This is a genomic window from Methylobacterium sp. BTF04 (genome assembly GCF_010692745.1).
Taxonomy (GTDB): Bacteria; Pseudomonadota; Alphaproteobacteria; order Rhizobiales; family Beijerinckiaceae; genus Methylobacterium.
This window is the reverse complement of record NZ_JAAHTB010000002.1, coordinates 13,096-39,231: the sequence shown is the minus strand read 5'-3', so window position 1 is coordinate 39,231 and position 26,136 is coordinate 13,096. Positions and strand designations below refer to the sequence as shown.

The 26,136-nt window shown below is 66.9% G+C and carries 21 protein-coding genes; 12 read left to right on the top strand and 9 right to left on the bottom strand.

Features of this window, described 5'->3' with window-relative positions; all coding sequences use genetic code 11:
• Positions 1-171: 171 nt before the first annotated feature.
• From oxlT to G3T14_RS01630, 6 genes are all read left to right on the top strand, one after another.
• Positions 172-1,458: an oxalate/formate MFS antiporter gene (gene oxlT / locus G3T14_RS01655; RefSeq protein ID WP_163639390.1), complete on the top strand. Its 1,287-nt coding sequence runs from the start codon at positions 172-174 to the stop codon at positions 1,456-1,458.
• Positions 1,459-1,635: 177 nt separating this feature from the next.
• A complete protein-coding gene (locus tag G3T14_RS01650) occupies positions 1,636-1,860 on the top strand; it encodes a hypothetical protein (RefSeq protein ID WP_163639388.1) in 225 nt (74 codons plus the stop codon).
• Positions 1,861-2,097: 237 nt separating this feature from the next.
• Entirely contained in the window at positions 2,098-2,889 is a 792-nt protein-coding gene (locus G3T14_RS01645; protein ID WP_163639386.1) for a MipA/OmpV family protein, read from the top strand.
• Positions 2,890-3,015: 126 nt separating this feature from the next.
• Complete coding sequence (locus tag G3T14_RS01640) at positions 3,016-4,170, top strand: SDR family oxidoreductase (protein ID WP_163639384.1); 1,155 nt, start codon at positions 3,016-3,018, stop codon at positions 4,168-4,170.
• Positions 4,167-4,493 (top strand): multidrug efflux SMR transporter, encoded by a 327-nt coding sequence (locus tag G3T14_RS01635; RefSeq protein WP_163639382.1) that lies wholly within the window; start codon positions 4,167-4,169, stop codon positions 4,491-4,493. The genes G3T14_RS01640 and G3T14_RS01635 overlap by 4 nt, the downstream gene beginning before the upstream one ends.
• A 282-nt stretch (positions 4,494-4,775) precedes the next feature.
• Complete coding sequence (locus G3T14_RS01630; protein WP_163639380.1) at positions 4,776-5,951, top strand: NAD(P)/FAD-dependent oxidoreductase; 1,176 nt, start codon at positions 4,776-4,778, stop codon at positions 5,949-5,951.
• 26 nt (positions 5,952-5,977) lie between these two features.
• Here the strand turns inward: G3T14_RS01630 and G3T14_RS01625 are convergent, their stop codons facing one another.
• A complete protein-coding gene (locus G3T14_RS01625) occupies positions 5,978-7,516 on the bottom strand; it encodes a formyl transferase (RefSeq protein ID WP_163639378.1) in 1,539 nt (512 codons plus the stop codon).
• Between the two features lie 235 nt (positions 7,517-7,751).
• Between G3T14_RS01625 and G3T14_RS01620 the strand changes: the two genes are divergently transcribed.
• Both G3T14_RS01620 and G3T14_RS01615 read left to right on the top strand, forming a co-directional pair.
• Positions 7,752-9,872, top strand: a complete 2,121-nt coding sequence (locus G3T14_RS01620; RefSeq protein ID WP_163639376.1) for an exopolysaccharide transport family protein — start codon at positions 7,752-7,754, stop codon at positions 9,870-9,872.
• On the top strand, positions 9,869-11,179 hold the full coding sequence (locus G3T14_RS01615) for a VpsF family polysaccharide biosynthesis protein (RefSeq protein ID WP_246732855.1): 1,311 nt from the start codon (positions 9,869-9,871) through the stop codon (positions 11,177-11,179). The genes G3T14_RS01620 and G3T14_RS01615 overlap by 4 nt, the downstream gene beginning before the upstream one ends.
• Here G3T14_RS01615 and G3T14_RS01610 read toward each other — a convergent pair.
• Together G3T14_RS01610 and G3T14_RS01605 are read right to left on the bottom strand one after the other, a co-directional pair.
• On the bottom strand, positions 11,130-12,350 hold the full coding sequence (locus G3T14_RS01610; RefSeq protein ID WP_246732867.1) for a cellulase family glycosylhydrolase: 1,221 nt from the start codon (positions 12,348-12,350) through the stop codon (positions 11,130-11,132). The two genes, G3T14_RS01615 and G3T14_RS01610, sit on opposite strands and share 50 nt — an antisense overlap.
• Positions 12,351-12,394: 44 nt before the next feature.
• Positions 12,395-13,558 carry a DUF1972 domain-containing protein gene (locus G3T14_RS01605; RefSeq protein WP_163639374.1) on the bottom strand — a complete coding sequence of 388 codons (1,164 nt, stop codon included), beginning with the start codon at positions 13,556-13,558 and terminating at the stop codon, positions 12,395-12,397.
• Positions 13,559-13,714: 156 nt separating this feature from the next.
• Between G3T14_RS01605 and G3T14_RS01600 the strand changes: the two genes are divergently transcribed.
• From G3T14_RS01600 to G3T14_RS01590, 3 genes are all read left to right on the top strand, one after another.
• Positions 13,715-14,875 carry a glycosyltransferase gene (locus tag G3T14_RS01600; protein WP_163639372.1) on the top strand — a complete coding sequence of 387 codons (1,161 nt, stop codon included), beginning with the start codon at positions 13,715-13,717 and terminating at the stop codon, positions 14,873-14,875.
• A complete protein-coding gene (locus tag G3T14_RS01595) occupies positions 14,875-16,170 on the top strand; it encodes a hypothetical protein (RefSeq protein ID WP_204262567.1) in 1,296 nt (431 codons plus the stop codon). Before G3T14_RS01600 ends, G3T14_RS01595 begins: the two co-directional genes overlap by 1 nt.
• An 85-nt stretch (positions 16,171-16,255) precedes the next feature.
• Positions 16,256-17,500, top strand: a complete 1,245-nt coding sequence (locus tag G3T14_RS01590) for a GNAT family N-acetyltransferase (RefSeq protein WP_163639370.1) — start codon at positions 16,256-16,258, stop codon at positions 17,498-17,500.
• Positions 17,501-17,512: 12 nt separating this feature from the next.
• Here G3T14_RS01590 and G3T14_RS01585 read toward each other — a convergent pair whose 3' ends face one another.
• The 6 genes from G3T14_RS01585 to senB form a co-directional block, all read right to left on the bottom strand.
• Positions 17,513-19,069 (bottom strand): hypothetical protein, encoded by a 1,557-nt coding sequence (locus tag G3T14_RS01585; protein ID WP_163639368.1) that lies wholly within the window; start codon positions 19,067-19,069, stop codon positions 17,513-17,515.
• Positions 19,066-20,031 carry a class I SAM-dependent methyltransferase gene (locus G3T14_RS01580; RefSeq protein ID WP_163639366.1) on the bottom strand — a complete coding sequence of 322 codons (966 nt, stop codon included), beginning with the start codon at positions 20,029-20,031 and terminating at the stop codon, positions 19,066-19,068. The genes G3T14_RS01585 and G3T14_RS01580 overlap by 4 nt, the downstream gene beginning before the upstream one ends.
• Positions 20,028-22,001: an NAD-dependent epimerase/dehydratase family protein gene (locus tag G3T14_RS01575; RefSeq protein ID WP_163639364.1), complete on the bottom strand. Its 1,974-nt coding sequence runs from the start codon at positions 21,999-22,001 to the stop codon at positions 20,028-20,030. The genes G3T14_RS01580 and G3T14_RS01575 overlap by 4 nt, the downstream gene beginning before the upstream one ends.
• On the bottom strand, positions 21,998-22,915 hold the full coding sequence (locus tag G3T14_RS01570) for a transketolase (RefSeq protein ID WP_163639362.1): 918 nt from the start codon (positions 22,913-22,915) through the stop codon (positions 21,998-22,000). Before G3T14_RS01570 ends, G3T14_RS01575 begins: the two co-directional genes overlap by 4 nt.
• Entirely contained in the window at positions 22,912-23,712 is an 801-nt protein-coding gene (locus tag G3T14_RS01565; RefSeq protein ID WP_348645192.1) for a 1-deoxy-D-xylulose-5-phosphate synthase N-terminal domain-containing protein, read from the bottom strand. The genes G3T14_RS01570 and G3T14_RS01565 overlap by 4 nt, the downstream gene beginning before the upstream one ends.
• A 94-nt stretch (positions 23,713-23,806) precedes the next feature.
• Positions 23,807-24,793 (bottom strand): selenoneine biosynthesis selenosugar synthase SenB, encoded by a 987-nt coding sequence (gene senB, locus G3T14_RS01560; protein WP_163639360.1) that lies wholly within the window; start codon positions 24,791-24,793, stop codon positions 23,807-23,809.
• 26 nt (positions 24,794-24,819) lie between these two features.
• On the opposite strand from senB, the gene senA reads away from it, so the two are divergent.
• Complete coding sequence (gene senA, locus G3T14_RS01555; protein ID WP_163639358.1) at positions 24,820-26,124, top strand: selenoneine synthase SenA; 1,305 nt, start codon at positions 24,820-24,822, stop codon at positions 26,122-26,124.
• The last annotated feature ends 12 nt before the right edge of the window (positions 26,125-26,136 follow it).

Genomic DNA, 26,136 nt, shown 5'->3' with positions numbered 1-26,136 from the left:
TTGACAGTGCTGAACGCGAGCCAACGGCCTGCCCGGATTGCCGCCTGCGGGAGGCCAGACCGATGCCTTACGAGCCATCTGGAATTTTAATCCGTGGTATATTGTATTCCTCGCATTTTGATGCATGATCGCCGCAAGGACCCAGAAGCCAGATTAAGAAAGATAATCGGGATGGAACTCCAGGACTCACCGTCCGCCAAATGGTGGCAGCTTGCCTTCGGCGTGCTCTGCATGGCGATGATCGCCAACCTGCAATACGGGTGGACACTCTTCGTCGACCCGATCGACGCCAAATTCCACTGGGGCCGCGCGGCAATCCAGTTCGCCTTTACGATCTTCGTCGCTACCGAAACGTGGCTGGTGCCGATCGAAGCTTGGTTCGTCGACCGTTATGGTCCGCGGCTCGTCGTCTGCTTCGGCGGCATGATGATCGCCCTGGCCTGGCTGCTCAATTCCCAAGCCACGTCGCTGCCGATGCTCTATCTGGCGGCGGTCATCGGCGGAATCGGTGCCGGCTCGGTCTACGGAACCTGCGTCGGCAATGCGCTGAAATGGTTTCCCCACCGACGTGGTCTTGCGGCGGGCGCCACCGCTGCGGGGTTTGGAGCCGGCGCCGCCGTCACGGTGGTTCCGATCGCCAAGATGATCGCCACCAGCGGCTATCAGGACGCCTTCTTGTATTTCGGCCTGGGGCAAGGGGCCATCGTGATGGTGCTCTCCGTCCTCCTGCGTAAGCCGTCCGTGGCGGTTCCTGTGCAGCGCAAGAGCCTCCGCCTTCCCCAGACCAAGATCGACCGCAGCCCGCGTGAGGCCGTCCGCACCCCGGTCTTCTGGGTGATGTACGCCATCTTCGTGATGGTGGCCTCGGGTGGCCTGATGGCGGCGGCGCAGATCGCGCCTATCGCTCACGACTTCAAGGTGGCCGACGTTCCGGTCAGCTTGTTCGGGCTACAAATGGCGGCCCTCACCTTCGCGATTTCGCTCGACCGGATCTTCGACGGCTTCGGGAGGCCGTTCTTCGGCTTCATCTCCGACAATATCGGCCGCGAGAACACGATGTTCATCGCCTTCTCGACGGCCGCGCTGGCGATCATCGTTCTGCTGACCTACGGCTCGCAGCCACTCGTCTTCGTATTCGCCACGGCGGTCTATTTCGGGGTTTTTGGCGAGATCTACTCACTGTTTCCGGCAACGTGCGGTGATACCTTTGGTTCGAAGTTCGCCACCACCAATGCCGGGTTGCTCTACACTGCCAAAGGCACCGCTTCGTTCCTGGTGCCCATCGCCAGCATCATCTCGGCGGCCTATGGATGGTCTGCGGTCTTCGCGATCATCATTGGACTGAATATCGTCGCAGCGGCGCTCGCGATGCTCGTCCTCAAGCCGATGCGAGCCCGCTATCTCTCGGACGACGGTGCAATCGAACCTGCCAAGATTCAGCCGATGCGACTCGCCTGAACGCGCAATCCGCGGCGTCCCGCAGACAAGTGCGGGGCGTCGAATCGAGGATGCCATCCAAACCAAGAAGCGGCCCGCGAACAATGCATCGCAGGGCCGCTTTGCCGTATTGAACCACCCGATACAGCGTAGCGTCCTTCGCCGTACGGGCATTGATGAACATACGGAGGCCGGCTCATGGCGGTTGCCCTGCTCATTCCCACCACGGCGGCCGCGACCTTCACGCTTGGCTGTGCGCTCATTCACGGCCAGCGCCGGCATCCCGAACGCATCACCCGCGTTCTGGTGGCTCTGACGCTGCTGGTCCTGCTGTGCTTCGTCATTCGCTGGACATCCAACGAAGCGGCGATTGCCGAAGCCACCGCCGATGCCGCCAATCCGTTGCTCGAGATGGGCGAGTGATCGATCGCCGGTGCGCGATGAGCTGGATGTTGGGACGTTAGGACTGTAGCTTTGCGCTGACGTCTCGGTTGCCTCTGCCGCCGAGGACAGAGTTTTTTAGTCCGCTTCGTGCTATCGGCGCATCACAGGTGCTGCAGTGGCAGGAAAGTCATCGCGATGGGCGGCGAGGAAGTGGGGCGAAGTGCCCGTCCGATGCCGACATCGACGCTCTGTGGCTGCCTTCGCGTCGCATGCGTCATGCTGATTGTCTGCGGTGCCGACTGTGAGACGGCGCTGGCGCAATCCGACGACGTCGCTGCCCTGTTCGAGCCGTCTACCGTGGTGTCTGTCGGTGCCCTGGGCGGCGTTGGTCCACGCTTTCAGGGGGCGCGCCGGGCCGGATTGTGGGGTTTGCCCTACCTGTCGTTCCGCCGTGCCGATGAAGCACCGGAATGGTGGTCGCCCGACGATGGGCTCGACGCGACGCTGATCGGCGAGGCCGGAGCGCAGGCCGGCGCCGTCCTCGATTTTCGAGACGGGCGGTCGACGCGCGATGCGCACCGCTTGGTAGGATTGCCGGGCCTTCCGCTCACCGTCGGCGTCGGCGTGTTCGGGGAGGTATGGCCCGTGGCGAACACGGTGCGACTGCGCGCCGAGGTGACCCAAGGCCTGCGGGCCCATGATGGTCTGCTCGCCAAGATTGCCGTCGACCTCGTCGCGCGCACTGGTCGATTCACGCTCAGCGTCGGCCCCCGGCTGGTGCTGGGCGATGCGGCTTCGATGCGCCTCGATTTCGACGTGCCGTTCGCCGCGTCGGTCGCCAATCCCATGTTGACGCCGTACCGCGCCACACCGGGCCTGCGCTCGGTCGGCGCCTCCGGGTCGCTAGCCTACGATTGGTCGGAGGCGTGGCAGACCATCGCGTATGCGCGTTACGATCGTCTGGTTGCGGCCGCGGCGGCGAGCCCCATCGTGCGCCGCTTCGGCACGGAGAATCAGGTCTCGTTCGGATTAGGCGCCATCTATGCGTTCCGCACCGCCGGCATCTGAGCCCGTCCCGCGAATCAGAGTGGCGATTTTACAACGCCAATTCGAAATTCCATTTTCAGTATTTTTCGCCCGGATTATTTCCAAATTTGTCTGGCACATGCTTCTCCCATTGGGGGAGGCACCATCTTGCAGCGGATTCCACTCACTGGCGCGACCGGTCTGATCGGGGGTGCCGTCCTGCATCACGCACTCGATCGGGACGATGCCACCGAGTGGGTCTGCCTGGTGCGTTGCGGCAGCGTGGAGCAGGGCCGCCAGCGCGTCGCTGCGCGCCTCTCGCGCTTCACCGACCCGTTTACGGCCCAGCGTCTGGCACGGAAAGTCGAGATCGTACCCGGCGACTTTACCCGAGCCGATCTCGACATGGATCCGCGCCTCGATGGCGTGACGCACATCCTGCATCTGGCCGCCGACACGTCGTGGTGGGGTGACGAACGAGTCTACCGCACGAATCACGACGGCACCCTGGCGCTCGCCCGGCGCGCCCGCGCCATGCCGGGGCTGGAGCGCTTCCTCCATGTTGGCACCGCGATGATCTGCGGCGCCGATGCACCCCACATCGTCGAGGAGGACGCCTACCCGCATCCGGACGCCAAGCACCTTGTCGCGTACACGGTGTCGAAGGCCGCTACCGAGACCTCGCTCGCAGAGAGTTTTCCTGATCTGCCGATCGTCGTGGCGCGTCCCTCCATCGTCGTGGGGCATTCGACGCTGGGTGCCGCCCCGAGCTCCAGCATTCTCTGGGTCGTGCGAGCCGCGGACCGGCTGCGGATGCTCCCCTGCGATCCGGACAGTGCCGTCGACATCGTCCCGGCCGACTGGGTCGCAGCGACGTTGTACGGCCTGCTGCTCAAGCCCGAGTTGAAACATCGGCTCTACCACGTCTCCGGTGGCGCCGCGGGCAGCACGCGCTGGGGCGACCTGATCCGCGCCTTCGAAGCCGCCGACCCCAGCGATGGCGACCGGGCCTTCACCCGTTTCGATCTCGCCGACCGAGCCGCTTTGCGCACTCGCTTTGCCGAAGTGTTCGGGCTCGACGGCTCGCTGAAGCAGGTGATGTTGCGGGCGACCCGGGCCTACTTCGCCTTCTGCGCACTCGACCTGACCTTCGCCAACGACAGGCTGCTCGACGAAGGCTTCGCGCAATCCCCGTCCCTGCCGATGTATCTTGCAACGTGCCTTGCGAGTTCGGGCGAGATTCTTGACCAGTTCGCAGACGACCTCGAGATGTTCGCGACGCCTGCCCCGATTGTGTGCCAACCCCTGACGGTGAGCGCATGAACCCCTTCCTGATCCTGTCGCTCGCCATCGGGGCGGAAGTGACCGCGACCCTCGCGCTGAAGGCGGCCGATGGCCTGACACGTCCGGGGCCGACGCTCGTGGTGGCGCTCGGTTACGGCACCGCCCTGTGGCTGATGTCGAGCAGCATGGACATGCTGCCGATCGGCGTCGTCTATGCGATCTGGGCAGGCGTCGGCATGGTCGGTGCCGCGCTCGGCGGTGCAGTGCTGTTCGACGAGCCGGTCAGCCCGATGATGATCGCGGGCATCGGCGTGATTGCATTGGGTGTGACCATCCTGGCATCCGCGCAAACACAGCATTGATCTATCCGGCCTCGTGATGGACCTCTATAAATAAAGCGGTTCCATACGCGCGACTGCTATTCCGGCGATGAACGCCGTCTCACTTCCGGCAGTCCAAGGTCCGGTGCCGCGCTTCGTAGACTTCTATCGGCCCGCGAACGTCTTTCCGGTTTCCTTCCATCCGCGTTTGCCCGGCACGCGAAGTGCACCGACTCCTCCGGAACGGACACTTTGAGACGCGAAAGTGTTTCGACCTGACACAGACAGGTCGATCCCTCGGGTGGGCGTCGGATCGGAGTGAAGATGACTTCCAGCCAACACGACGTGATCGTCATCGGCGCAGGCCTTGCCGGTACGAGCGCCACCTGCGCCCTCACGGCCGCCGGGCACCGCGTCGCGCTCATCGATACCCATGCGGTCTACCCGCCCGATTTTCGTGCGGAGAAGCTCGGCCAGCAGCAAATGGATCAGTTCGATCGGCTCGGGCTCGGCGGCCCGGCCCGCAAGGCGACGACGCCGGTGGACGAGATCTGGGTGTCGCGCTTCCGTCGCCTGGTTTCGCGTAAGGCGGTGCGGGAATACGGCCTGCACTATGCAGCTCTGGTCAACGAACTGCGCGCAGCATTGCCGCCGGCTTCGCCGCTCACCGTTGGGCGTGTCGCCGAGATCGAGACCGGACCCGACTTACAGACGGTGACGCTCAGCGACGGCCGTCACATGGAGGGGCGCCTCATCGTCCTCACCACGGGGCTTGGCGACGTCCTGCGGCGCAAGGCCGGTATCGCCAAACGGGTTCTCAGCGCCAAGCACTCGGTGTCCTTCGGCTTCAACCTCGCCGCACCGGTCTCCGCCTTCCCGTTCCCATCCCTGACTTATTACGGCGACGCGCTGTCGTCGCGCATTGCCTACGTCACGGTGTTTCCCATCGGAGAGACCATGCGGGTCAATCTGTTCGTTTATCACGACCCCGCCGATCCGTGGGTCAAGGCATTCAGGGCCAGCCCGGAAGCCTGCCTGCGAGACGCGCTCCCCGGACTCGCGCGCCATTGCCCCGACCTCACCGTGGCGGGGCCCGTAGAAATGCGGCCTGTGGATCTGGTGATCGCCGACGAGTACCGGCGCGACGGTGTCGTCCTGCTCGGGGACGCTTTCCTGTCGCCCTGCCCCATTCCGGGAACGGGAATCGGGAAGGTGCTCACCGATGTCGATCGCTTCTGCACGGTCCACCTGCCGCGCTGGCTCGAAACCCCCGGGATGACGGCGACCAAGATCGGCACCTTCTACGACGATCCGATCAAGGCGGCGTCCGATGCCCATTGCATCCACGCGAGCCTGTACTCACGGGCGATTGCAACGGATCCGGGACCGGCCTGGACGGCGCGCCGCTGGCGCAATTTTGCCGGGCGTCACGTGCTGCACGGGCTCGATGGCCTGCGAACGGCGATACGTCCGGCCGGAGCGTCCGCGCGCGCGCATTAGAATCCGCCCGATGGCCTGAGATTCAGTCAGGACCGTCTGAAGCGTGGCGCACGGGCCGATCCATCGATGAACTCGAATGCCGCGCTGCGGTTGAGCGTGTGCAGGCGGCTGCCCTTCCAACGCGGACCCGCGCGAAGGGTGGTCTCCACCGTCTGCGCGTAGCCACCCATGTCGAGGCGGTCGATACGGGCGAGCGCCAGCGCCTCGCCGTAACCTTTCCGGCAATCCTGGACCGGCCGGATCAGTGCACCGCCGCGGGAGACGATGTGTCCGGCCGGTCGTGCCGAGGCGATATCGACGAGGACGGGGTTTGCCGGATGCGCCACCCAGGGCCCACGGAAATCCGCCGCCGACCAGAGGTGGAGCGCGTCCGAGAACGAACCGATGCCCTGATCCTCACCGACGGTGGCGGCCGCATCACGAACCGTGGCGAACATCCACCAGCGGCCGCCATGCTCGACCAGCGTGGTATCGCTCGCGGTGACCTCCGACACGAGCGTCGCTTCCTTGATCCAGCCTCCCGGGAAGGCGGTGGATCGGTAGAGGTCGATCGTCCCGTTGGCGCAGCTTTCCGGGATCATCCAGAACGTCCCATCCCGCTCGAACACGAACGGATAGGATAGGTGGTAGGGCTCCTCCAGCACGGGAACCGGAGTGCCGAGCGGCCCATCGGGGCCGAAAGCCACCGCCGAAAGGATCGCCTTGCCGGTTGCGTGTGGATATTCCTCCACGAACAGCATCGTACCGCCTGCGTGGTCGATCGGAAACGGATCGGCATAGAAGCGATGGCCATCGTCGGGCAGGTCGCGCCATCCGCTCTCGGGATGCGTCCGCAGATCGACGAGATCGGGGCCGTCGAGCCGGCGCCAGCCAACCCGCCAGTGCGGCGCACGGTAGCACAGGTGATAGAGGCGCCGGACGATCGACCGAGCGAGCAACTTTCCTGCCCGCTTGCCCAATGCGGCTGCGCCGAGACCTGTGGGCAAGGCGGCGACAGCCCGTTCGATTTCGACGGCGTCGAGGCGTGGCCCGGTTCCGGCGAGCGCCGACAGGATCAGCGTCGTGGTACGGGCGAGACCATCCTCGAAGGAGGTCAGCGCCACGCCGCCGGCCTCGGTTCCGTAGCGTCCGGCCGCGATCACGCGGCCATCCTCGGCCAAGGTGGCGAGAGGTGCGCGCCCGGCGAGCAGCGAACCAAGAAGTCCGGCCTCACCCGCATGCCCGTCGAACGCGAGCCGCCAGATCCGGACGTCGGTGCTCACTGGTACGTCGCCGCACAGATCGATGACGATGTCGGGTCGGGTCGTCGAGGGCGGTGGAAAGGCCGCGAACGCCGCTAGGGAGACGGGACTCCACAGACCGTCGAGAGGCCGCCGGTTTAGCAACGCTTCGAGGCGAAACAGCAGAGCGGCCTTGGCGGGCAAGGCGGCGTCATCGGACTCGGGTCCCTGCCCTGGCCGGCGGTCGATCTCGATGACGATGCCCGGCAGCGCGGCGGCGCGTTCTGCGAGTCGTACATGCCAGCGGCGTGGTTTCCGCCCGTCCAGTCGCAGTCTCAGACGCATCGGGGCTCCGGTCTCGGATCGTCACTGTCGAGCCCGCTCACCTTAGGCATCACCGGATTGAGAAAGCCTTCATCCGCGTGCGGTCAGCCCGTTAACCGTTCGCTCACCACGTTTGCGCACGAAACGTTGCAGTCTCGGAAAAACGCTAACCCGTTGGGAAATCCTCAGGGACTGACCGGTCCTATGGAGGGCGTTGACCCGGAAGCGTCCACGGGGTCGCGACTCCTTGAGAGCGATGGCACAGATCGACAGACATATCGCGGCGGCGGATTGGATCGATCGCGGCGAGCGCGGGCGCCCAGCCCGGGCGCAGACCGACACGAGCGCCGAGATCGGCGACCTGTGGCGGATCCTGCACGCGCGTCGCGCCTGGGTGATCGGAACCGCCGCTTTTCTGGGAGCGATCGCCCTCGCCTACGGAATGCTGGCGCCGCCGCTCTACGCTGCCACCGCCCAGATCCTGATCGACCCGCGCGACAAGCAGATCGTTACCAACGACGTCAACCCGATCGCGATGGCCCCCGATGGCGGCGTGATCCAGGTGGAGAGCCAAGCCCGCGTCATCGAATCGGACTCGGTACTGACCCGCGCGGCCATCGCGGCCGGCTTGCTCACCGATCCGGATTTCGGCGGCACCAGCACCGGGCTGCTCAGCTGGACCCTGCGCACGCTTCAGGGCACCGGCGAAGGTACGCCAGCGGCCGAGGAAACCAAGGCGGAAGCACGCGCGGTGCGCGCGCTGCGGCGCAAGCTCGCCGTCAAGCGTGCCGACAAGGTCTTCGTCGTGGACGTCGTCGTCACCGCGGGCGATCCGGACAAGGCCGCGCGCATCGTCAATGCCATCGCCACCGCCTATCTTCAGGACCAATCGGCTGCCCGCGCCGCCGCGGCCACCCGCGCTTCCGGTGAGTTGCGCGCACGGCTCGACGACCTGCGCCGGCAGGTCAACGTCGCCGAGAACAAGGTCGAGCACTTCAAGGCCGAGAACGGCCTCATCTCGGCGAGCGGACGACTGATCAGCGAGCAGCAACTCGCCGAGAGCAACAACCGCATCGTTGCCGCGCGGGCCCGCACGGCGGAGGCACGCACCCGGCTCCAGCAGATCAAGGACGCGCGCGGCACCGCTTTCGGGCCCGACGCGACCCCGGAGGCGATCCAATCCGCAGTCATCGAGCGCCTGCGCGCGCAATTCGCGGAGCTGGCCAGCAAGGAGGCCGATCTGCGTACGCAACTCGGCGCCCGCCATCCCTACATGGAGGCGGTCCGCGCCCAGATGCAGGACGTGCGGCGGCTGATCGATGCCGAATTGAACCGCATCTCGAAATCCGCCGAGACCGACTATCAGCGCGCCGCCGCCAACGAGAAGGCGCTGACCGCCAGCCTCGACGACCTCAAGCAGGGCACCATCGTTTCTGGGGAGGCCTCCGTGCGCCTGCGCGAACTCGAGCGCGAGGTCGACAGCAGTCGCGCGATCTACGGCAATTTCCTCAATCGCGCCCGTGAGATCCAAGAGCAGGCCGGTATCGATACGACCAACGCGCGGGTCATCGGCTGGGCGCGGCCGCCGCAGGATCGCAGCTGGCCGTTGCGCATCCTGCTCCTCGTCGGCGGCGTGGTCAGCGGGCTGGGACTCGGAGCCGGCATTGCCTTCGTGCGCGAGTACCTCGACCCCACCATCCTGTCGCGCGGACAACTGGAACGCATCTCGAGCGCCTCGGTGCTCGCTGGCATGCCGGTGTTCGGCCCCAGGACCGAGCGTGCCGCCTGTGTCGCTGCGGCGTTGGCCCTCGACCGGGTAGCGGGCATGCGCGGACAGACCCGGACGACCGATCAGGGGCTTTGCGTCTTCGTCACCTCCGGTGTGGCGGACGCAGATGAGCGGCGCTCGATCACGCGGTTGCTGGCAGCGGTTGCCGTCACGCGCGGTGAGCGCGTCCTCATCGTTGAGGCCGACCTCGAAACCGGCGCGGCGACCAACCGGCGTGACGATGGCTTCGCGCAGGTGCTGATCGATGCAAAGCCGCTCCAGGACGCGACGACGCGCGACCCTTCGAGCGGAGCCCACCACCTCGCCCTAGGCGATGCGACGCGCCTGTCCCGTGACGCTCTCGATCGCACCAACATCGAGAATTTTCTCACCGAAGCCAGGTCTGCGTTCGACCTCGTGCTGATCGAGGGAGGCGCCCTCGCACTCAACCTGCGCATGACCGCGCTGGCGCTGGCGGCGGACCGCCTCCTCGTAGTGGCGCGCAACGGTGCGACCCGTCAACGTGATGTCCTCGATCTTCTCGATGTGTCGGAAATGATGGGCCGGCGTATCTCGGGCTCGGTCCTCGTGGGTGCCGGGACGGCATGACGGCTCTTGCCGGACCGGACGCGAACTTTTCCAGGCCGGTGCCGGCGATGCGCGGGCGTCGCTTTCCCCTCATGCTCGTCATCCTCACCGTGACGATCCTCGGCGTATCGGGCGGCCTGCTCTGGACGGTGGGCATCAATTACGACGGCCTCAGCGGCGGGGCACCGCAGAAGATCCATCCCGCGACCTATCTCGTCATACTGATGTTCGGCTGGGGTGCCCTGTCGCACGGCAATCCTGTCGGCTACCTCGTCCACGCCGCGCAGGTCCGCCCGGCGGGGATGCTACTGGCGGCCGCAAGCATCGGGCTGTTCCTACATATCGTGCTGAGGGCCGGACCCGGAATGGCCGGGGCGCTCGACACCTTCCTGCTTCCGGGCCTCCTCGTGATCGTCCTCGCCGATCGCGACGCCGGTCTTTGGCGTCAACTCGAACTCACCGTCCATGCGGTCATGCTGGTGAACGCCCTTCTCGGCCTCGTCGAGTTCGGCACCGGGCACCTGTTCTTCCCCTATCGCCTCGACGGCGAGGTGTTCTCCACGGACACGCGCTCGGCCGCGCTGCAGGGCCATCCTCTCGGGAACGCGACGCTGACGGCCTGTTACGTTCTGGCATTGATCGGCGGCGGCGGAACGTTCACCCCAATGGGGCGGGCCGGAATGATCGGCCTGCAACTCGCAGCTCTGGTCGCATTCGGCGGACGCTCGGCGATGGTGGTGACGCTGATCCTCGGTGGGGCCAGCGGATTGCTGGCGCTGCATCGCACCCTGCGCACCGGGCGGGTGCCGCTGCTGGGGGCCGCCGCCGGAATCTTCCTTCTGACCTTGGCGCCGCTGGGAATCGGAGGCCTCGCTGTCGCCGGGTTCTTCGATGCCCTGCTCGGGCGCTTCATGGCCGATGGCGGCAGCGCCAATGCCCGCGTGGAGATGTTCGATCTCGTCGCCAGCGTGCCGCTGCGCGAGCTCCTGGTCGGCCCCGAAATGGCGTTGGTGGAAAGCCTGCGGCGGGTCAGCGGCCTCGAATGGGGCATCGAGAATCCGATCGTCCGGACCCTGCTGTATCAGGGCGCATTCATGACGGTGCTCCTCACCGTGGCGGTAACGCTGTACCTCATCGAATTGGTGCGCCAGTGCCGGCCGGGTACGGCGCTTCCGGTCCTGGCCTTCGTGATCCTGAACAACACTTTCGAGGGGCTCGGCGGCAAGACCACGCTGCTGGCCAAGTTCGCGATCCTGCTCCTCGCGCTCTATCGTCCGCTCACCGAACCGGTTCGGCCATCGGAACGCCGAGCCCGAGCGCTGCGATAATCGCGGGATCGAGCCGGCGGGTGACATCGTCCATCAGGCCCATGCCGTCGAACAGGTTCCAGAACGCCCAGCCGAATCCGAAAGCTTCCGCCGCCTCGCGCACATCGCGGACGTAGCGCGCCCGGTCCTCGGGTTCGGCGGCTACGTAGCGGGCGTCACTGCGCAGCGCCCCGAACTCGCCCATCAGAATAGCGTGCGGCGGGATCCCGTGGCGTTCCGCCCAGTCCCTCACCGCGGAGAGGTGGTGCGTCACGAACCGGCGGTCCGGCTGTGCGGCGAAGTACTGTTCGAGTTTGGCCTTGGTGATCGTGTAGGCCTCGGCCTTGTCCGTCGCCGAGGTGGCGACGTCGGCATCCATCCGCGCCCGGACCGCTGCCAGAGTGCAGTCGAGCGAGCCGGCGGAGGCCGGCCAAGGCACGCTGTTCAAGTCGCGGTAGACTGGTTCGCGCATCCAGGGCGCGCCCTGGTGACTAAACAGGTAGGGCTCGTAGAAGTGCATCGTGAACAGCACTGGTGCAAACCGTGCCAGCGCTGTCGGATCGAGGGCGACGAGACCGGGGATCATGCCGCCGCAAGCCCCACCCGCGACCAGGGTCAGGTTGGGCGCCTCGCGGCGCGCGGCCTCGAGAAGCTCATCCTGCAATGCGGTCCAAACCGCCGAGCCGCAGGCCTGTGGCGGCTCGTTCACCGGCTCCAAGGCGATCCGTCGGGAGCCGGTCGCATGGAGCCTGCCCGCCAGTTCACCGATGAACCCGCGATACGCCGGCCAATGCGGCGCCTGCGCGCTGCCGTAGAGCCTGTCGGGGGTCCAGTGATGCGTGGCGGCGTTGGCCTGGACGTTCACCACCACCGAAAGGTCGGCCGCCAGGATCGCCGCGACGGCCTCCATCAGGTCGGCGATCAGCGTTACCCGCTGGGCACCGGAGGTGGCGAGGAACGGTCCGGGATCGACCGGGAGGCGCAGGAAATCGAATCCGGCGGCGCGCAGCCGCGCGAGGTCGTCCCGGCTCGGAATCGGACGGCCGGTCTGGAAGGCCGGCCAGCCATAATCCGTGCGCGGCGGCGGGTACTCACGCGTCAGCGAGAACCAGGGCCAGGCATTGACGCCCCGACGCAGACGTAACGGAGCCGCGTTTGTGGTCGTCGCCAGTGCGGGGCCGAGGAACGGCAGAGCCGCCGCTGCGAGCAGGTTTCGCCGCGTCGGACCGCCTGTCTTCACGAGGCTATAGCCGACTCGGGGAGCTCGCGCTCCGCCGCACCGTAACCGCCCAGAACCTGAATCTCCGTCTCGTATTCCTGCAGGATCGTAGTCCAGGTGAATCGTTCGGTGGCACGGACCAGAGCCGCGCGTCCGGCGGTGCGAACCGCGATATCGTTGACGATGGCCGATTCGATCAGCCGCTCGCAGGCATCGGCGTCGGCAAAATAGAATTGGTCGGGACCGGCCGTGCCGCGGTTGAACGGGTTGTCGTGCGCGATGACGGCGTTGCCCGCCCACAGCGCCTCGACCAGGGATGGATTCGTGCCGCCGACCGTGTGGCCGTGCAGATAGGCGCGGGCATGAAAGCGTAGCGACTGGATCGTCTCGCTGTCGTAGATCGCCCCCGGAAACATGACTTCGTCGCTCGCCGCCGCCTGGACCGCTCGGTGATAGGGATTGTCGTCGGACAGGGTGCCCAGCACCACGAGCTTGATCCCCCGCTTCTCGCGCGAAAACGCCTCGACCATCGTCAGGATGTTGTTGTCCGGCTCGATCCGGGCGATCGAGGTCATATAGCCTTGTGATTCGAGCCCCAGGGCGCGGATCGGCGCGGCGGATGCCGCCGAGATCGGGTTCCCACCATAGGCGATCGTCGCGATGGCCGAGCGCGGGCGGCGGGTGGCCACATGGTCGGCGATGGCCGGATGGTCAGCCACGAGGCGCTGCGAAGCCCACGCAGCGATCCACTCGTTCACCCAGAACCAGGCGCGCACGGCGGGCGACCATTTCGGGCGCTTCCATTCGATCCCATCCATGTTGGTGAGAATCTTCCGCCCGGCCAGGCGCAGGTAGGGCAGGAAAATCGCGCCGTTGTAGCCGAGCACGAGGGAGACGCTGTCGCGCCGGGCGGCATCGCGCACGCAATGCCAGTCGAATTCGAGGGTCGCCTTCGGTCCCTTGGAGGCGACGTCGACATGGATCAGCTCGACGCCCTTCCAGGTGCTCGTCGTGATGCGGTCGCCCACCGTCTCGACTTCGTTCTGGCAATAGACGCCGACATGCCAGCCGCGCCGCACCAGAAAGAGAGCGAGCTTTTCCGCGAACGTCTCGAAGCCGCCATGAGCCGCCGGGATGCCCCGCGTTCCCAGAATGATCAGTGAAGGCGTCTGCATCTGCATCGAACCGGCTCCATTCGGTCGCGCTCTGTTCCGAAAAGGGACAAAAGCATGTGTCTCGAAGGCAGATGCGCAATGGATGGGCCGGGCTTACTTCTTGCTGATCATCGCCAAGAGACCTCTGGCATTGCCATTACGGGTCAGGGAGCGGTCGGCATCATGCTTATCACCTGCGTTCATCAGGGTTTCGAACTCTACGGTTCGGACCGGAGCTTCGTGGAGAGCGTCCGCATCCTCCGCGCCGCCTATCCGCAAGCGCGGATCGACGTGGTTCTTCCGCGCCACGGACCGATCGTGGCGCCGCTCTCAGAGCTGGCCTCGCAGATCCTGATCGAGCCTCTGTGGATCCTGCGGCGGCGTGACCTGCCCCGCCTGATGACCATCGGGCTTCTCACCCTGCCGGTGGCGATGCTGCGCGCCTGGAAGCGTCTTTCGGCGAGCGACCTCGTCTACGTCAACACGTCGGTGGTGGCGGATTATCTGCTGGCGGCGCGCCTGCGTCCGGGGCGCACCGTCCTGCACGTCCACGAAATCCCCCAGGGTGCAACATTGACGGTGTTGCGGACGCTGATCCGGTGGAGCGGCGCCGACGTGATCTTCAATTCCCGCGCCACCGCTGCGGCCTTCGCCCTGCCCGAGACCGCGCGCAGCCGGGTCGTCTACAACGGGATTGCGGGGCCGGCAGTCCCGGAACCCAAAACCTATGACGGACGCCGGCCCCTGCGCCTGCTGATGCTCGGCCGTGTCAGCCGGATCAAGGGACAGGAAGTTCTGGTGGAGGCGATCCGCCTGCTGCCCAAATCCGTTCGTGATCGGGTCTCGGTACGCATTGTCGGCAGCGCCTTCGAGGACGTGGCCCGCGAGGCCGCCCTCGCCGCCACCATCGCGGCTGCGGGCCTGACGGACATCGTTACCACGGCGCCCTTCGTCGACGACCCGTCGGACCTCTACCGTTGGGCGGACATCGTCGCCGTGCCGTCCCGTCTGCCGGAATCGCTCGGCCGGGTGGCGATCGAGGCGATGTCCTACGGGCGCCCTCCCCTGGTGTCGCGCATCGGCGGCCTCACGGAAATTGTCGAACCCGGCCATACCGGCTGGGTGGTGGCGCCGGACGATGCCGCCGCGTTGTCGGCGCAGATCGAGCGGATCGTGACGGACCCGCGCGCCTGGAACGACTTCCCGGCCGCCGCCCGCGCCCGCTACGACGCGCTGTTCGACGAGAAGGCCGCCGCGGAGGGCATCACGGCGATGATCCGGGCCCGGCTCGGCGGACGCTCTCGCCTTGCGCCGCGCCAACCCCTCGCTTCGGTGGAATCGTGATGCACTCGGTCAAACGCCTCGCGCGCCGCTTTATCCTGATGCTCGGTGGAGAGGTTGCCCAGAGCGCCTTCCACTTCGGGCTCAACATCGCGCTCGCGCGCTCGCTGAGCCCGCATGATTACGGGCGCTTTGCCATTCTCTTCCTGGTCGGCGGTCTTGCCCTGACCTACGTCCGCGCGCTCGCCGGAGTGCCCGCGGGCATCTACATCCCGGCGCGGGCCGAGCGCCGCAGCGCGCGCGGCTACGAAGTCAGCTTCGGGTCGGCCGCGCTGCTGATCTCGGGCGGCATCGGCGTCGCGGTCTCGGCGGCGCTGTGGATCGGGTCCGACATCGCTCCCATCGCCGGCGGTCTCTTCGTCGGCCTGTGGAGTCTGCGGAGCTACATCCGCCTCGCGCTCTTCGCCAAGCGGCAGGCTGCCGCATCCGGCCTCGGCGATCTGGTCTTCGCCCTGTCGGGAGCAGGCCTCGCCGTCGCGATGATGCACGGCGAAGGCGTCACCCGGCTCGATGCCATGCTCACGGCTCTCGCCTGCGCCAATGGGCTCGGCATCATCGCGTCGCTCATGGCGTTGCGTCAGCCGGTGCGGATCAGTTTCGGACGCGGCATGCGGCGGCGGTACCGCGCTCTCGGAGCGAGCCTGTCGTGGTCGCTGGTCGGTACCACCACCGCCAACGTCCAGGGGCAGGGCCAGAGCCTGCTCGTCGCCTTCGTCGCCGGGCCCGCGAGCTATGCGCCGATCGCCGCCACGCTGGTGCTGTTCTCGCCCTTGCGCCTGTCGGCCTCGGCATTGATCAACATGGCACAGCCCGAGATCGCCGGGCATCTGGCCGCCGGCCGGCCGGACCGGGCCAAGCGGGTCGCCCTCCACTGTGCTGGCCTGCTGGCGCTCGGCGGCGTCGCCTATGGCGCCGCTGTCCTGGCATTCTTGCCATTGATCGAAGCCAAACTGTTTGCCGGCCAGTTCGCCCACGCACCGATGGTGCTGATCGCGGTGCTGGCCTGGGCGATCGTCGGCGTCTCTCTCCTGCATGCGCCCTTCCGGGTCCTTCTCGAGACCGTGCAGGCATTCCGGATGCTGGCGGCGCTGGCGGCCGCTAGTGCGGTGGTCGGCGGGGTCGTCGTGGTCGGTCTGCTCTTGGTGTCGGCCCCGGCCTGGTCGCTCCTCGGCGTCCTGATCTCCGAATGCGTCGTACTCGGATATTGCGGATTCGCCCTCAGGCCCTGGCGCCGGATCGCCGGATCGAGCGGGTCCTCCAGCCCCGACAGTCCCGGCCTCGCCCTGGTTTGTCTGTGAAATGCCGACGGCTCTTCAAGCGTCTTTAACATCCCACTCTCGAAGCAATCATGGCCGGCAATTGTCCGAGCCGAGGAGTCGATCCATGAGCGTTCAGACGGCGCCTATCGCCTTGTCCGCCTCCGCCAAGCCGGCGACGGCCCCGGTTGCGGTCCCATCGTCGATCGCGCCGGTGGCCTCGGCGCAAACGGGCGCCTACACCGCGCGGCTACACACCGCGCTGGAGGCGATCGCGCCGCTGTGGCGCAGGTTCGAGACCGACGGGGCTGCTACCGCCTATCAGCGGCTCGATTGGACGGGCCGCGTCGTCGACCATCTCGCTGGTCCGATGCGCGCCGCGCCGTTGGTGGTCGAACTGGTGGAGACCGACACAGGCCGCCAGGTCATGCTCGTTCCGCTCGCGCGCGTCCGGCATCGGGGCTACCGGGTCATCACGTGGCTCGACCTCGGTGTCTGCGACTATGCCGCCCCACTCCTCGCCCCCGGCATCGATTTGACCTCGGAGGCGATGGCGGATGCCTGGAGCGCGATCCGCAAGGTTCTGCCGCGCGCCGACCTCATCCGCATCAGCCGCATTCCGGCTGAGGTCCAGGGCCGCGCCAATCCGGTGGCGAGTCTGGAGCGGTGCCGCCGGATGGAGATGCAGGCCTCGGGTGTCGCCATCGACGGCGATGCGGCGACGCTGCTCGATCGCCTCTGCCGCCCGAGCGCGCGCAAGGACATGGCGAAGATGCGCCGGCGGCTCGACCGGCAGGGCGAAGTGACCTTCGTGAAAGCCTCCACCGCCGCCGAGGTCGACATGATCTTCGACGCCCTGGTGGAACAGCGCCGAAGCCGGTTTTCCGAAATGGGCCGCTTCGACCTGCTCTCCCGCCCCGATGTCGAGGCATTCTACCGCGCCGGAGCGCATGAGGGCCTGTCCGGGGGCCCGGCGCGTCTGTTCGGCCTTTCGGTCGGCGGGACCTGGATCGCCGCAGCCTACGGCCTCGTCCATGCCGGCACGTTCCACGGCATCCTGCTGACCATGGCGGGCGGGGCCTGGCGCAACACCTCGCCGGGCCTGCACGTGGTCGCCGACAGCATGACGTGGGCGCGCGCCGCGGGGCTCGACTATTTCGACTTCACGGTCGGAGTGATGCCCTACAAGGAGGATTTCGGCGTCCAGACCCGGGATCTCGACGAACTCGTCGAGGTCGTCACCCTGCGCGGCCTCGTGGTCACGCAGGCCCTGCGCCGTTCGGAGCAGACCAAGGAATGGCTGCGCACCCATCCCGAATGGTACGCCAAGGTCCAGAAGGCCCGCCGATGGCTGCGCCGTAAGGCGCTGTGACACCGAATCGCGTCAGGGTGCGCTGTTCGGGTCGATCCGGTCGGGCCAGCACAGCCCGCGTTTCTCGGGTGCGAGCAGATGCTGCGGAGTCGCCAGCACTCGCCCCGCTGCCGCGTTTTGAATGACGTCCAGTCGGGCGAGATAGTGGAAGAGCGGCCCATCGTTGGGCGGCACGCTGCCGGCCGTCAGGAGGTTGCAGGTGCTGATCGAAAACGTCGGGGTTCGCAGTGCGCGAACGATCTCCTGCAGCGGGGCCCCGGCTCCGACTGCGATCACCGCCACGGTCGCGGCAACGCGCCAGAACGGAGCGGCTTTTGCGGTCACCTGACCGAACCGCAGGGCGAGGAGCGCCAAGGCCGGAATCGAGGCGCGCATCACGAAGTCGTTCATCCCGATCCGATAGAACGGCACCAGGAGGAGGAGCCCGACGATCAGGGGCATGTCCTTGCCGAGGACATCGCTACCCTCGGCCGCCGCGTCGGGGCGCGCGAGCCTGAGGATCAGAAGCGCCGGTCCGAGTTCGAGGGCGATGAAGACGCCATACCCGATGAGGAAGTTGGCATCGATCGCCGCAAGGCCATGCGCGACGCGCCCGCCATCCGCCACCAGATAGAGCGCGATCGGGAGTAACCCGAGGCCCGTGAATCCCAGATGCGCCAGATCCCGCAATCCGAATCGTCCGCCTGCGAGGTCCGCCAGGGTGGCACGCGCCAGGAACGGCAGCGCGCCGATCATGCTGAGCGGAGACCAGAATGCGCAAAGCCCGAAGACGCAGATCAATGAGGCCGCACTCAGCCGGCCGCGATGCCAGAGCAGATAGGCCGCGACGAATGCCCAGCCCGAGGCGGCATGATTGGGCACCCAGAAAATCTGCGTGACGTGCGACGAGAATTGCAGGCTCGGCATCCAGTTTTCGATATGCCGGCCGAGATCGAGTGGCTTGCCGAGTAACCATGTTCCGACGACATCCCAGCCGCCGAAGAGCACGAAGACCACCAGCACCCACAGCGAGCGCCGTCGTGGCGGGAACGCACGTCCGAACCCATAAAACAGACAGCCGAACAGGATGCCGTTCTGGCCGAGCAGCGCCGCATGGCCAGCGGCGAGACCGAGGATCTTTCCGATCGCGGCGGGTACCAAATACAGACCGAGGGGCGCGCGCAGAACCGTCGCGTCGCCATCATACCGGTAGCCGACCGGCCAGGGTTGGGCCACGAGGTCGTGCAGGACGGCGTCGCGGATCAACCAATCGTCGTTGGCAAAGAACAGGTGCGCCTGGCCGCCCAAGCAGCACAGGGCGAAGCCGGCGATGAGAGCGATGATGAGGAGCTGGCCGTCCAGCGGTTCTGCGATGCGCGCGAGATCCCGCAGCAGGAAGACCAGAGAGGCGAGGACGCAGCCGATGCACCCGATGGCGAGGAGCGGGCTCGCAAGGTGGGTCGCGAGGAACAGCAGGTTTGGCACCGCAACGACCACGATGACCGCTGCGAACGGAAGATGACCGAGGCGCGCGCTGCGATGGACCATCCTCCCGTCGCGCGCGCCGGCAGCGAGATTCGATGGCGTCACGTCGCTGATCGAGGCGGCTCGGTCTGCCGAAGCGGTTTGCGCGCCACCGTCAGCAGGTTCCCGACATTGATACCGATCAGCCTCCCGCCGATCCCCACGGCGTCCGCGCCCGCGATCGCTGCGGCTTTCAGACGGGCCGGTACCGGCAGAAGACGCAGCCAGTATCGCAAGGGGTAGACATTGCGGATCGCACCGATGTCGATGGCTTCGAAGCCGCCATCACTGAGCAGCCGGTGCAGGCTCGAGCCGCAGAAGAGCTGCATGTGCTCGATGTCGATGATCGGCGAGCGGCGCCTCAGCAGCCGGTTGATCGGCGCCCGATAGTCGTGGGTCACGAAGGCGATCGCGCCGCCGGGACTGAGCAGATCGTAGGCCGCTCTGGTCAGGGCGGACGGGTCGGGCACGTGCTCCAGGGTCTGGAAGCAGGTGACCAACGACAGGCTTTCCGGCGCGTGATCGGCCGGATTGAACACCCCGACGCGGATCAGGTCTCGCAACTCGGGCGGCGCGGCATCGACGGCAGCGTGCGACGGCTCGATACCGATGATCTCACCGAACCCGAGCCGTTGAAGCTCGCGCAGGAAAATGCCGGTGCCTGTCCCGATCTCCAGGGCTGCCCCGTCGCGGCCGACGCCATCGAGCTTCGAGCCGAGCGCCTCCCCGTAGGTTCGTGCGGCATGGACCGCCTCCTCGGCCGAATCGTAATCGGCCGCCGCGTAGGCATGGGCGAGAACCTCAGCGCTCGGCGCTTCGGCGGCATAGACGGTTTCACAGCCAAGGCACCGCACCAGCCGGAACGACATGTATTCGGGCAATTTGCGGGAGGCGAAACTGAAGGTGCCGATACGGGCCGGGTCGACGGAGGCCGACAGGAACGGGGTCGCCCGGCTTTCGGGCGCGGTGCAAACGGGGCAGCTGCGGCCGCCGAGACCGTCCAGAATGCTGGTGGCGTCGGTGCTCACGAGCGCATCCGTCCGTCGGGAAGAAGATCGCTCGAAACGCCGTTGCGGATCAGAGCGGCCCGAATGAGACGTGGACGTCTCTTTACCTCCTCCATGATTTTGGCGACGTACTCGCCGATGAGACCGAGGCCGAACAGGTTGAGCGCTCCGAAGAACAGGATCGCCAAAAGCAACGTAGTCGCCCCGCGCGGCGCGATGTCGGGGACGAGGAGACGAGCAGCGACAAGGCCGACGCTCAAGATCGCCGTGAGACCCAGAAGGGCGACCCCGGCAGCGGTGAGCATCTTGAGCGGCGTATTGCTGAACGAGAAGATCCCGCGCTTCGCCCATTCGAGGTTCGACAGCAGGTTGTTGGTGCTCGTGCCGAACATCCGCTTGGGACGGACGTAGTCCACACCTGTCTGGCGGAAGCCGACATAGGCCCGCAGGCCGCGCATGAAGAGATCGCGCTCGGGGCAATTCAGGAGCCAGCCGACCACGCGCCGGTCCATCAGGGAAAAATCACCGGCGTCGTGCGGGATGCGGATGTAGCTGAAGGCCGCGAACACGCGATAGAATGCCTTGTAGAGTAGCTCCCACACCATCGGCATGTCGCGCTTCACGCGGCGCCCGTAGACGACGTCGTGGCCGGAGACCCACGCAGCGTAGAACTGCGCGATAAGCTCGGGCGGGTCCTGAAGATCGCCGTCGAGGAGGACGCAAGCCTGCTTGGTGGCCATCTCCATGCCGCTACGAAACGCCATCTGCGAACCGAAATTGCGCGAATGCGTGATCCCGAGCACATGCGGGTCTGAGGCCGAGAGTTCGCGGATACGCTCGCCGCACCCGTCGGGGCTGGCATCGTTGACGAAGATGATCTCGTAATCGACGTCGAGCTTGCGAAAGACCGCCGTGAGGCGCGCATGCATCACCGGCACGGCCTCCTCGTCCTTGTAGCAGGCGATGATCGCCGCGATGCTGCGTCGACGTGGGGCGGATCCGTCGCGCTTGGTCAGTGCCGACAGATCGCGATCGGCCTCGCGCATCCAGGCGCCCATGTGCGCGAGGCCCTCGGACAGGGGCGTCCGGGCGCGCCATCCCAAAAGGCGCTCGGCCTTGGCCGGATTCGCCTGCCAGCGAGTCAGGTCCCAGCGCCGCTCGGGCATGGCGCCGAAACGCGGGGTGTCGGCGAGGGTGAAGACCGAGCGGGCGATGTCGGCCAGATCGCGGATCGTGGTCTCGATGCCGGAGCCGATATTGAAGGACTCGCCGTAGAGGTCCAGGGACATCTTGGCGGCGGCGCGCACGAACGCGTCGCAGACGTCGTCGACATAGACGAAATCACGCGCGATCCCCGGATTGACGAAGTCCGGATAGGTGCCGGCGAGCCCGCGCGACACCAGCGCCGGGATGAGCCGGGAGGCATCCTCAAAAGGTCCATAGACCGAATAGAGTCGCAGGTTCACCACCGGCAGGTGTCGGGTCTTACCCGCATAGGCGAGGTAGTGACCGGCCGCCGCCTTCGACACGGCGTAGGGACTATTGGGGGACAGCCCCGCATCCTCGGCTGGTGCCGCCGAATTGGAGCCGTATTCGGAGGAGCTGCCCGCATGAACGAAGGCGGCGAGCCCGCCGCTCAGCGCCAGAAGCTCCACGAGATTGACCAGGGCGGTGAAGTTCGTCCGGTAGATGAGATCGGCATCGTCCTCGAAGGAATAGGCGCCGTAGGCAACGCAATCGAAGACCGTTGCCGGGCGGATCGAGTCGACGAAGTTGCGCGCCGCCGAAAGGTCCGTGAGGTCGACCTCGAGCAGCTGGGCAGGGTCGATGTCGCGCAGCCGCGGCGCCGGCAGGTTGCGCACGATGGCAAATACGTCCGAGCGCTGCGCCAGGAGGTGGCGGAACAGGTTGCTGCCGACGAAGCCCCCTGCCCCGAGGACGGCGATGGGCCCCTTGAGTGTGCCGATCCAGGCGGCGGGATCGTCGGTCATGCGGCGGCCAATGCCAATGCGGCGCTGCGGATCGCGGGCGCGTCGAGACCGCTCTCGCGGCGATGGAACCCTTGCGAGCCATAGGTGCCTGACGGATATCCGGCCGCATTGAGCGTGCGGAACCCCTCGACGGGCAGCCCGCGTTCCAGGCACCAGGCCGCAAGGCTGTGGCCGAGTCCGCCCTGGGCCACGTGCTCTTCGATCACGCAGAGCCGGCGACTGGCGCGCACCGCCTCGATGAAGGCATCGGGTGGGGGGCACAGACTCAACGGCAATTCGCTCACCGCCCAGAGATCGGCATCCTGCAGCACGTCCTCCGCGGCGAGGGCAGCCCAGGCGACACCCGCCATCGGGCCGACGGCGACGATGACAGGGCCGGTCCCCCCGCGAAGGCGCCGCCATGGGGCATAGGCCGGAGCCACTTCTCCTGCCGGCATCTCGCCCCGGCCGAGGCGAATGTAGGCCGGCCCCGCAATGGCGCCGGCGGCCGCCACGGTGGCGGCCACGTCCTCGTCGAAGGCGGGCACGAAGATATGCAGGTTCGGCAGCGTCGAGAGGATCCCGTAATCCTCCAGCGCATGATGCGTCGCGCCCATGACTCCGTAGCCGTAGCCACCGCCATTGGCGAGCATCCGCACCGGCAGGCCGTGGAGGCAGACGTCGTTGCGGATCTGCTCGAAGGCGCGGGCGTAGCAGAACGGCGCGATGGTGTAGGTCCAGGGCTCCAGGCCGTCGCTCGCCATGGCGGCGGCCACCGTCACCATGTTCTGTTCGGCGATGCCGGCATTGATGAAACGCGCGCCCAGCACGTCGCGCAGCGGCTCGAGCGCTCCGAAGCCGAGGTCACCGGTCAGGAACACGAGGTCGGGGCGCTGGGCACGCGCGACCAGGGCGTCGCAGAGCTGGCGCCTCATGGTGGTGGCCTCCCGACGACCGCGTCCCGAAACTGATCGTCAGTGAGCGGTAGGTAGTGGCTGTCCATTCGTCCGGCGATCTCGGCGACGCCGTGTCCTTTCACCGTGTGCAGCACGACGACCACGGGCCGGCCGGTCCCGGGCACCAGCGCCCGGCGCATCTCGGGCAGGTCGTGGCCGTTCGCCTCGCGAATTTCGACATCGAAGCCGCCGAGGGTGGTGGCAAGCGGCTCCATCGAGGCCACCTCGGCGGTGCTCCCGAAGCCCTGGAGGCGGTTGTGATCGATGAGAATGGTCAGATCGCCGAGCCTGTTGTGGGCCGCGAAGATCAGGGCCTCGAGAGTGGAGCCTTCTTGCCACTCGCCATCCGAGGTCAGGCAGAACACTCGCCGCGCCCGTCCCTGCAGGCGTGCCGACAGGGCGAGGCCCGCCGCCAGCGAAAGACCGTGCCCGAGGCTGCCGGTTCCGAACAGGATGCCGGGAACGCCGCGTGCGGGTGGGTGCCCGGCGAGACGCGTGCCCTCGGCGTGAAAAGTGTCGAGTTCGGCGTCGCCGATGAGCCCGCGGCTCCAGAGAGTGACGTAGTAGGCGCCGGCGGCGTGGCCCTTGGAAAGGACGAAACGATCCTCGGGCCGCAGCAGCTCGTGATGCAGAAGCATCATGACATCGAAGGCGGAAAGGTTACCTCCGAGATGCCCGACGCCGGCCGTGTGATGCATGGCCAGGAGCCGCCAGCGGGCGAGGCGCAGCAGCCCGGGTTCGAGCGTGCCACGCGCGGCTGGCGCAGCGTCGCGCACGGCGACGCGAGGGTTCGCTCCTCCAGTGCGCCTTACACGAACCACCATCCGACCGAGTTCCAGATTCTTCCGGCCGAGGAACGCATAGGCATGGTTACCGCCGGCTTAACGCCGGGGTGGACCTGCGCGCAGTGGCCGCCTCGATCACCTGCAGCAGGGTCTCGCGTTCCGTCGATGGCTCGAACAGCGGCGCGCGCGCGGCGCAAGCCCGCTGCAAGCTGTCGAGAAAATCCGCCTCCTGCTCGGCGCGCAGCAGCAGCGCGGCCAGGGCCGCATCGTCTTCTACCGGGAAATAGCCCGGATACGCCGGACCCAGCAGCCCGACCGAACCGGGGATGTCGGAGCTGATGACCGGAAGTCCCGCCACGACGGCTTCGGAGATGACGTTCGCACCGCCCTCCTGCCGTGAGCTGAGAACCATCAGCCGGGCCCGGTTCAACAACCGCCGTACCATCGCGCCCGGCACATCACCGAGCCACTTGTAGCGCGGGTTCGCCTCCATCTCGGAGCGGGCCTGCGCCGCCCATGTATCGTCGTGCGCGCCGCCCAGATGCGTGATCCGGATGCGGGATGTGGCCGGCAGGCGGCGTGCGGCCGCGGCGGCACGGAACGGATCCTTTTCCTCGCGCAGATGCCCGACGACGAGGACTTCGAAACACGCATCCAGCGCCGGCAAACGGTGCAACCGCGGCACCGCCGATTGGAAGACGACGTGGAGTTTGTCGCGATACCGGGCGGGGATGGCGGCGGGAACAAGGTCGTGGAGGCCCACCAGCGCATCGGCGAGATCGAGGGAACGCAGTGTCGGCTCGGGATCGGCCTTCAGATAGTGGTAGATGTCGGTGCCGGTGAGCGCGACGATCACCGGCCGGTCAGGATACCGAGCGCGGAACCGCGCGATGGAGTCGGCGCTGCGCCACGCGTGCAGCGCGATCAGCAGATCGGCATCCTCATCGGCATAGGCCACCGCCACATCGACTCGATGCCCGCTATCGCGCAGCATCCGCGCCCAGCGCATCGCCGTGGTCCGGTTGCCGGCGCGGGAGGCCTTGCCGGCCGGCGTGACGAGGCTGATCTTCATCTCGAGACGACACTCCGGGACGGTGCATGAACACAAACATTTCCACGGCCGATCTTCTGGCCATGCTGCAGGATAGTCGGTCCCGTACGCTGGAATTGGTCGCCGGTCTCGACACACGGCAGCTCATGGGACCACAGCTCGACATCGTGAACCCGTTGCTGTGGGAAATCGGCCATCTCGCGTGGTTTCACGAGCATTTCATCCTGCGGCGCCTCGATGATGACGCGCCGCTGATGGAGACGGCCGACGCACTCTACGATTCCGCCAGAGTTCCGCATGGGACGCGCTGGACATTGCCGCTGCCGTCGCTCGACGACACGCTCGGCTACATGGCCCGGGTCCACGATGCCCTCGCCCGGCGCCTGGAAGGACGCGAGCCGGCGGCGCCGGAGAGCGATCTCTACCACCTCATCACCTATCATGAAGACATGCACGGGGAGGCGTTCACCTATTCGCGCCAGACCGTCGGCTTTCCGGAACCCGTTCTCGCCGCCACGGCGTCCCTGGCGCCCATCGAGTCCGGTCCTTGGACCGGGGATGTGACGGTCGGAGGCGGCACGTTCCGGATCGGGTCCGAGCCTGAGAGCGGCTTCGTGTTCGACAACGAGAAATGGGCGCATCCCGTCGCAGTCGCGCCCTTCCGCATAGCTCGCGCACCGGTGACGAATTCCGAGTTTGCGGCCTTCGTCGCCGATGGCGGATATCGGGACCCGGCATTCTGGGACGCGGAAGGCTGGGCCTGGCGCACGCTCAACGGCGCCGAGCACCCGGTCTACTGGCAGCGGGACGGCGATCGCGGCTGGGCGGTACGACGGTTCGATGGAATCGAGGCGCTGGCGCCGCATCGCCCGGTCATCCACGTCAATTGGCACGAGGCCAATGCCTGGTGCCGCTGGGCCGGTCGGCGGCTTCCAACCGAAACCGAATGGGAGGCCGCCGCCGCTGGCACGCCGGACTCGGCCGGCGGTCTTGGTCCCGCGAAGCGCGTTTATCCCTGGGGCGACGCGGCACCGACGCCGGCACATGCCAATCTCGACGGTGGGCGCCTCGGCTGCGTCGACGTCGCCGCGCATCCTGACGGCGACAGCGCCTGGGGATGCCGACAGATGGTCGGCAACGTCTGGGAATGGACGGCCAGCACCTTCCTCCCGTTCCCGGGGTTCTCCCCGGACGCCTACGCGGAGTATTCCGTGCCCGCCTTCGGCACGCGCAAGGTCCTGCGCGGGGGCGCCTGGGCGACCCGCGCGCGGATGATCGACAACGCCTACCGGAACTTCTTCGGGCCGGATCGCCGCGATGTTTTCGCGGGCTTCCGGACCTGTCCACTCTGACGAATCGATTGG

Coding starts and splice junctions, on each gene's coding strand:
- oxlT (WP_163639390.1), top strand. CDS start 172: ATGGAACTCCAGGACTCACCGTCCGCCAAATGGTGGCAGCTTGCCTTC.
- G3T14_RS01650 (WP_163639388.1), top strand. CDS start 1,636: ATGGCGGTTGCCCTGCTCATTCCCACCACGGCGGCCGCGACCTTCACG.
- G3T14_RS01645 (WP_163639386.1), top strand. CDS start 2,098: ATGCTGATTGTCTGCGGTGCCGACTGTGAGACGGCGCTGGCGCAATCC.
- G3T14_RS01635 (WP_163639382.1), top strand. CDS start 4,167: ATGAACCCCTTCCTGATCCTGTCGCTCGCCATCGGGGCGGAAGTGACC.
- G3T14_RS01630 (WP_163639380.1), top strand. CDS start 4,776: ATGACTTCCAGCCAACACGACGTGATCGTCATCGGCGCAGGCCTTGCC.
- G3T14_RS01625 (WP_163639378.1), bottom strand. CDS start 7,516: ATGCGTCTGAGACTGCGACTGGACGGGCGGAAACCACGCCGCTGGCAT.
- G3T14_RS01620 (WP_163639376.1), top strand. CDS start 7,752: ATGGCACAGATCGACAGACATATCGCGGCGGCGGATTGGATCGATCGC.
- G3T14_RS01615 (WP_246732855.1), top strand. CDS start 9,869: ATGACGGCTCTTGCCGGACCGGACGCGAACTTTTCCAGGCCGGTGCCG.
- G3T14_RS01605 (WP_163639374.1), bottom strand. CDS start 13,558: ATGCAGATGCAGACGCCTTCACTGATCATTCTGGGAACGCGGGGCATC.
- G3T14_RS01600 (WP_163639372.1), top strand. CDS start 13,715: ATGCTTATCACCTGCGTTCATCAGGGTTTCGAACTCTACGGTTCGGAC.
- G3T14_RS01595 (WP_204262567.1), top strand. CDS start 14,875: ATGCACTCGGTCAAACGCCTCGCGCGCCGCTTTATCCTGATGCTCGGT.
- G3T14_RS01590 (WP_163639370.1), top strand. CDS start 16,256: ATGAGCGTTCAGACGGCGCCTATCGCCTTGTCCGCCTCCGCCAAGCCG.
- G3T14_RS01575 (WP_163639364.1), bottom strand. CDS start 22,001: ATGACCGACGATCCCGCCGCCTGGATCGGCACACTCAAGGGGCCCATC.
- G3T14_RS01570 (WP_163639362.1), bottom strand. CDS start 22,915: ATGAGGCGCCAGCTCTGCGACGCCCTGGTCGCGCGTGCCCAGCGCCCC.
- senB (WP_163639360.1), bottom strand. CDS start 24,793: ATGAAGATCAGCCTCGTCACGCCGGCCGGCAAGGCCTCCCGCGCCGGC.
- senA (WP_163639358.1), top strand. CDS start 24,820: ATGAACACAAACATTTCCACGGCCGATCTTCTGGCCATGCTGCAGGAT.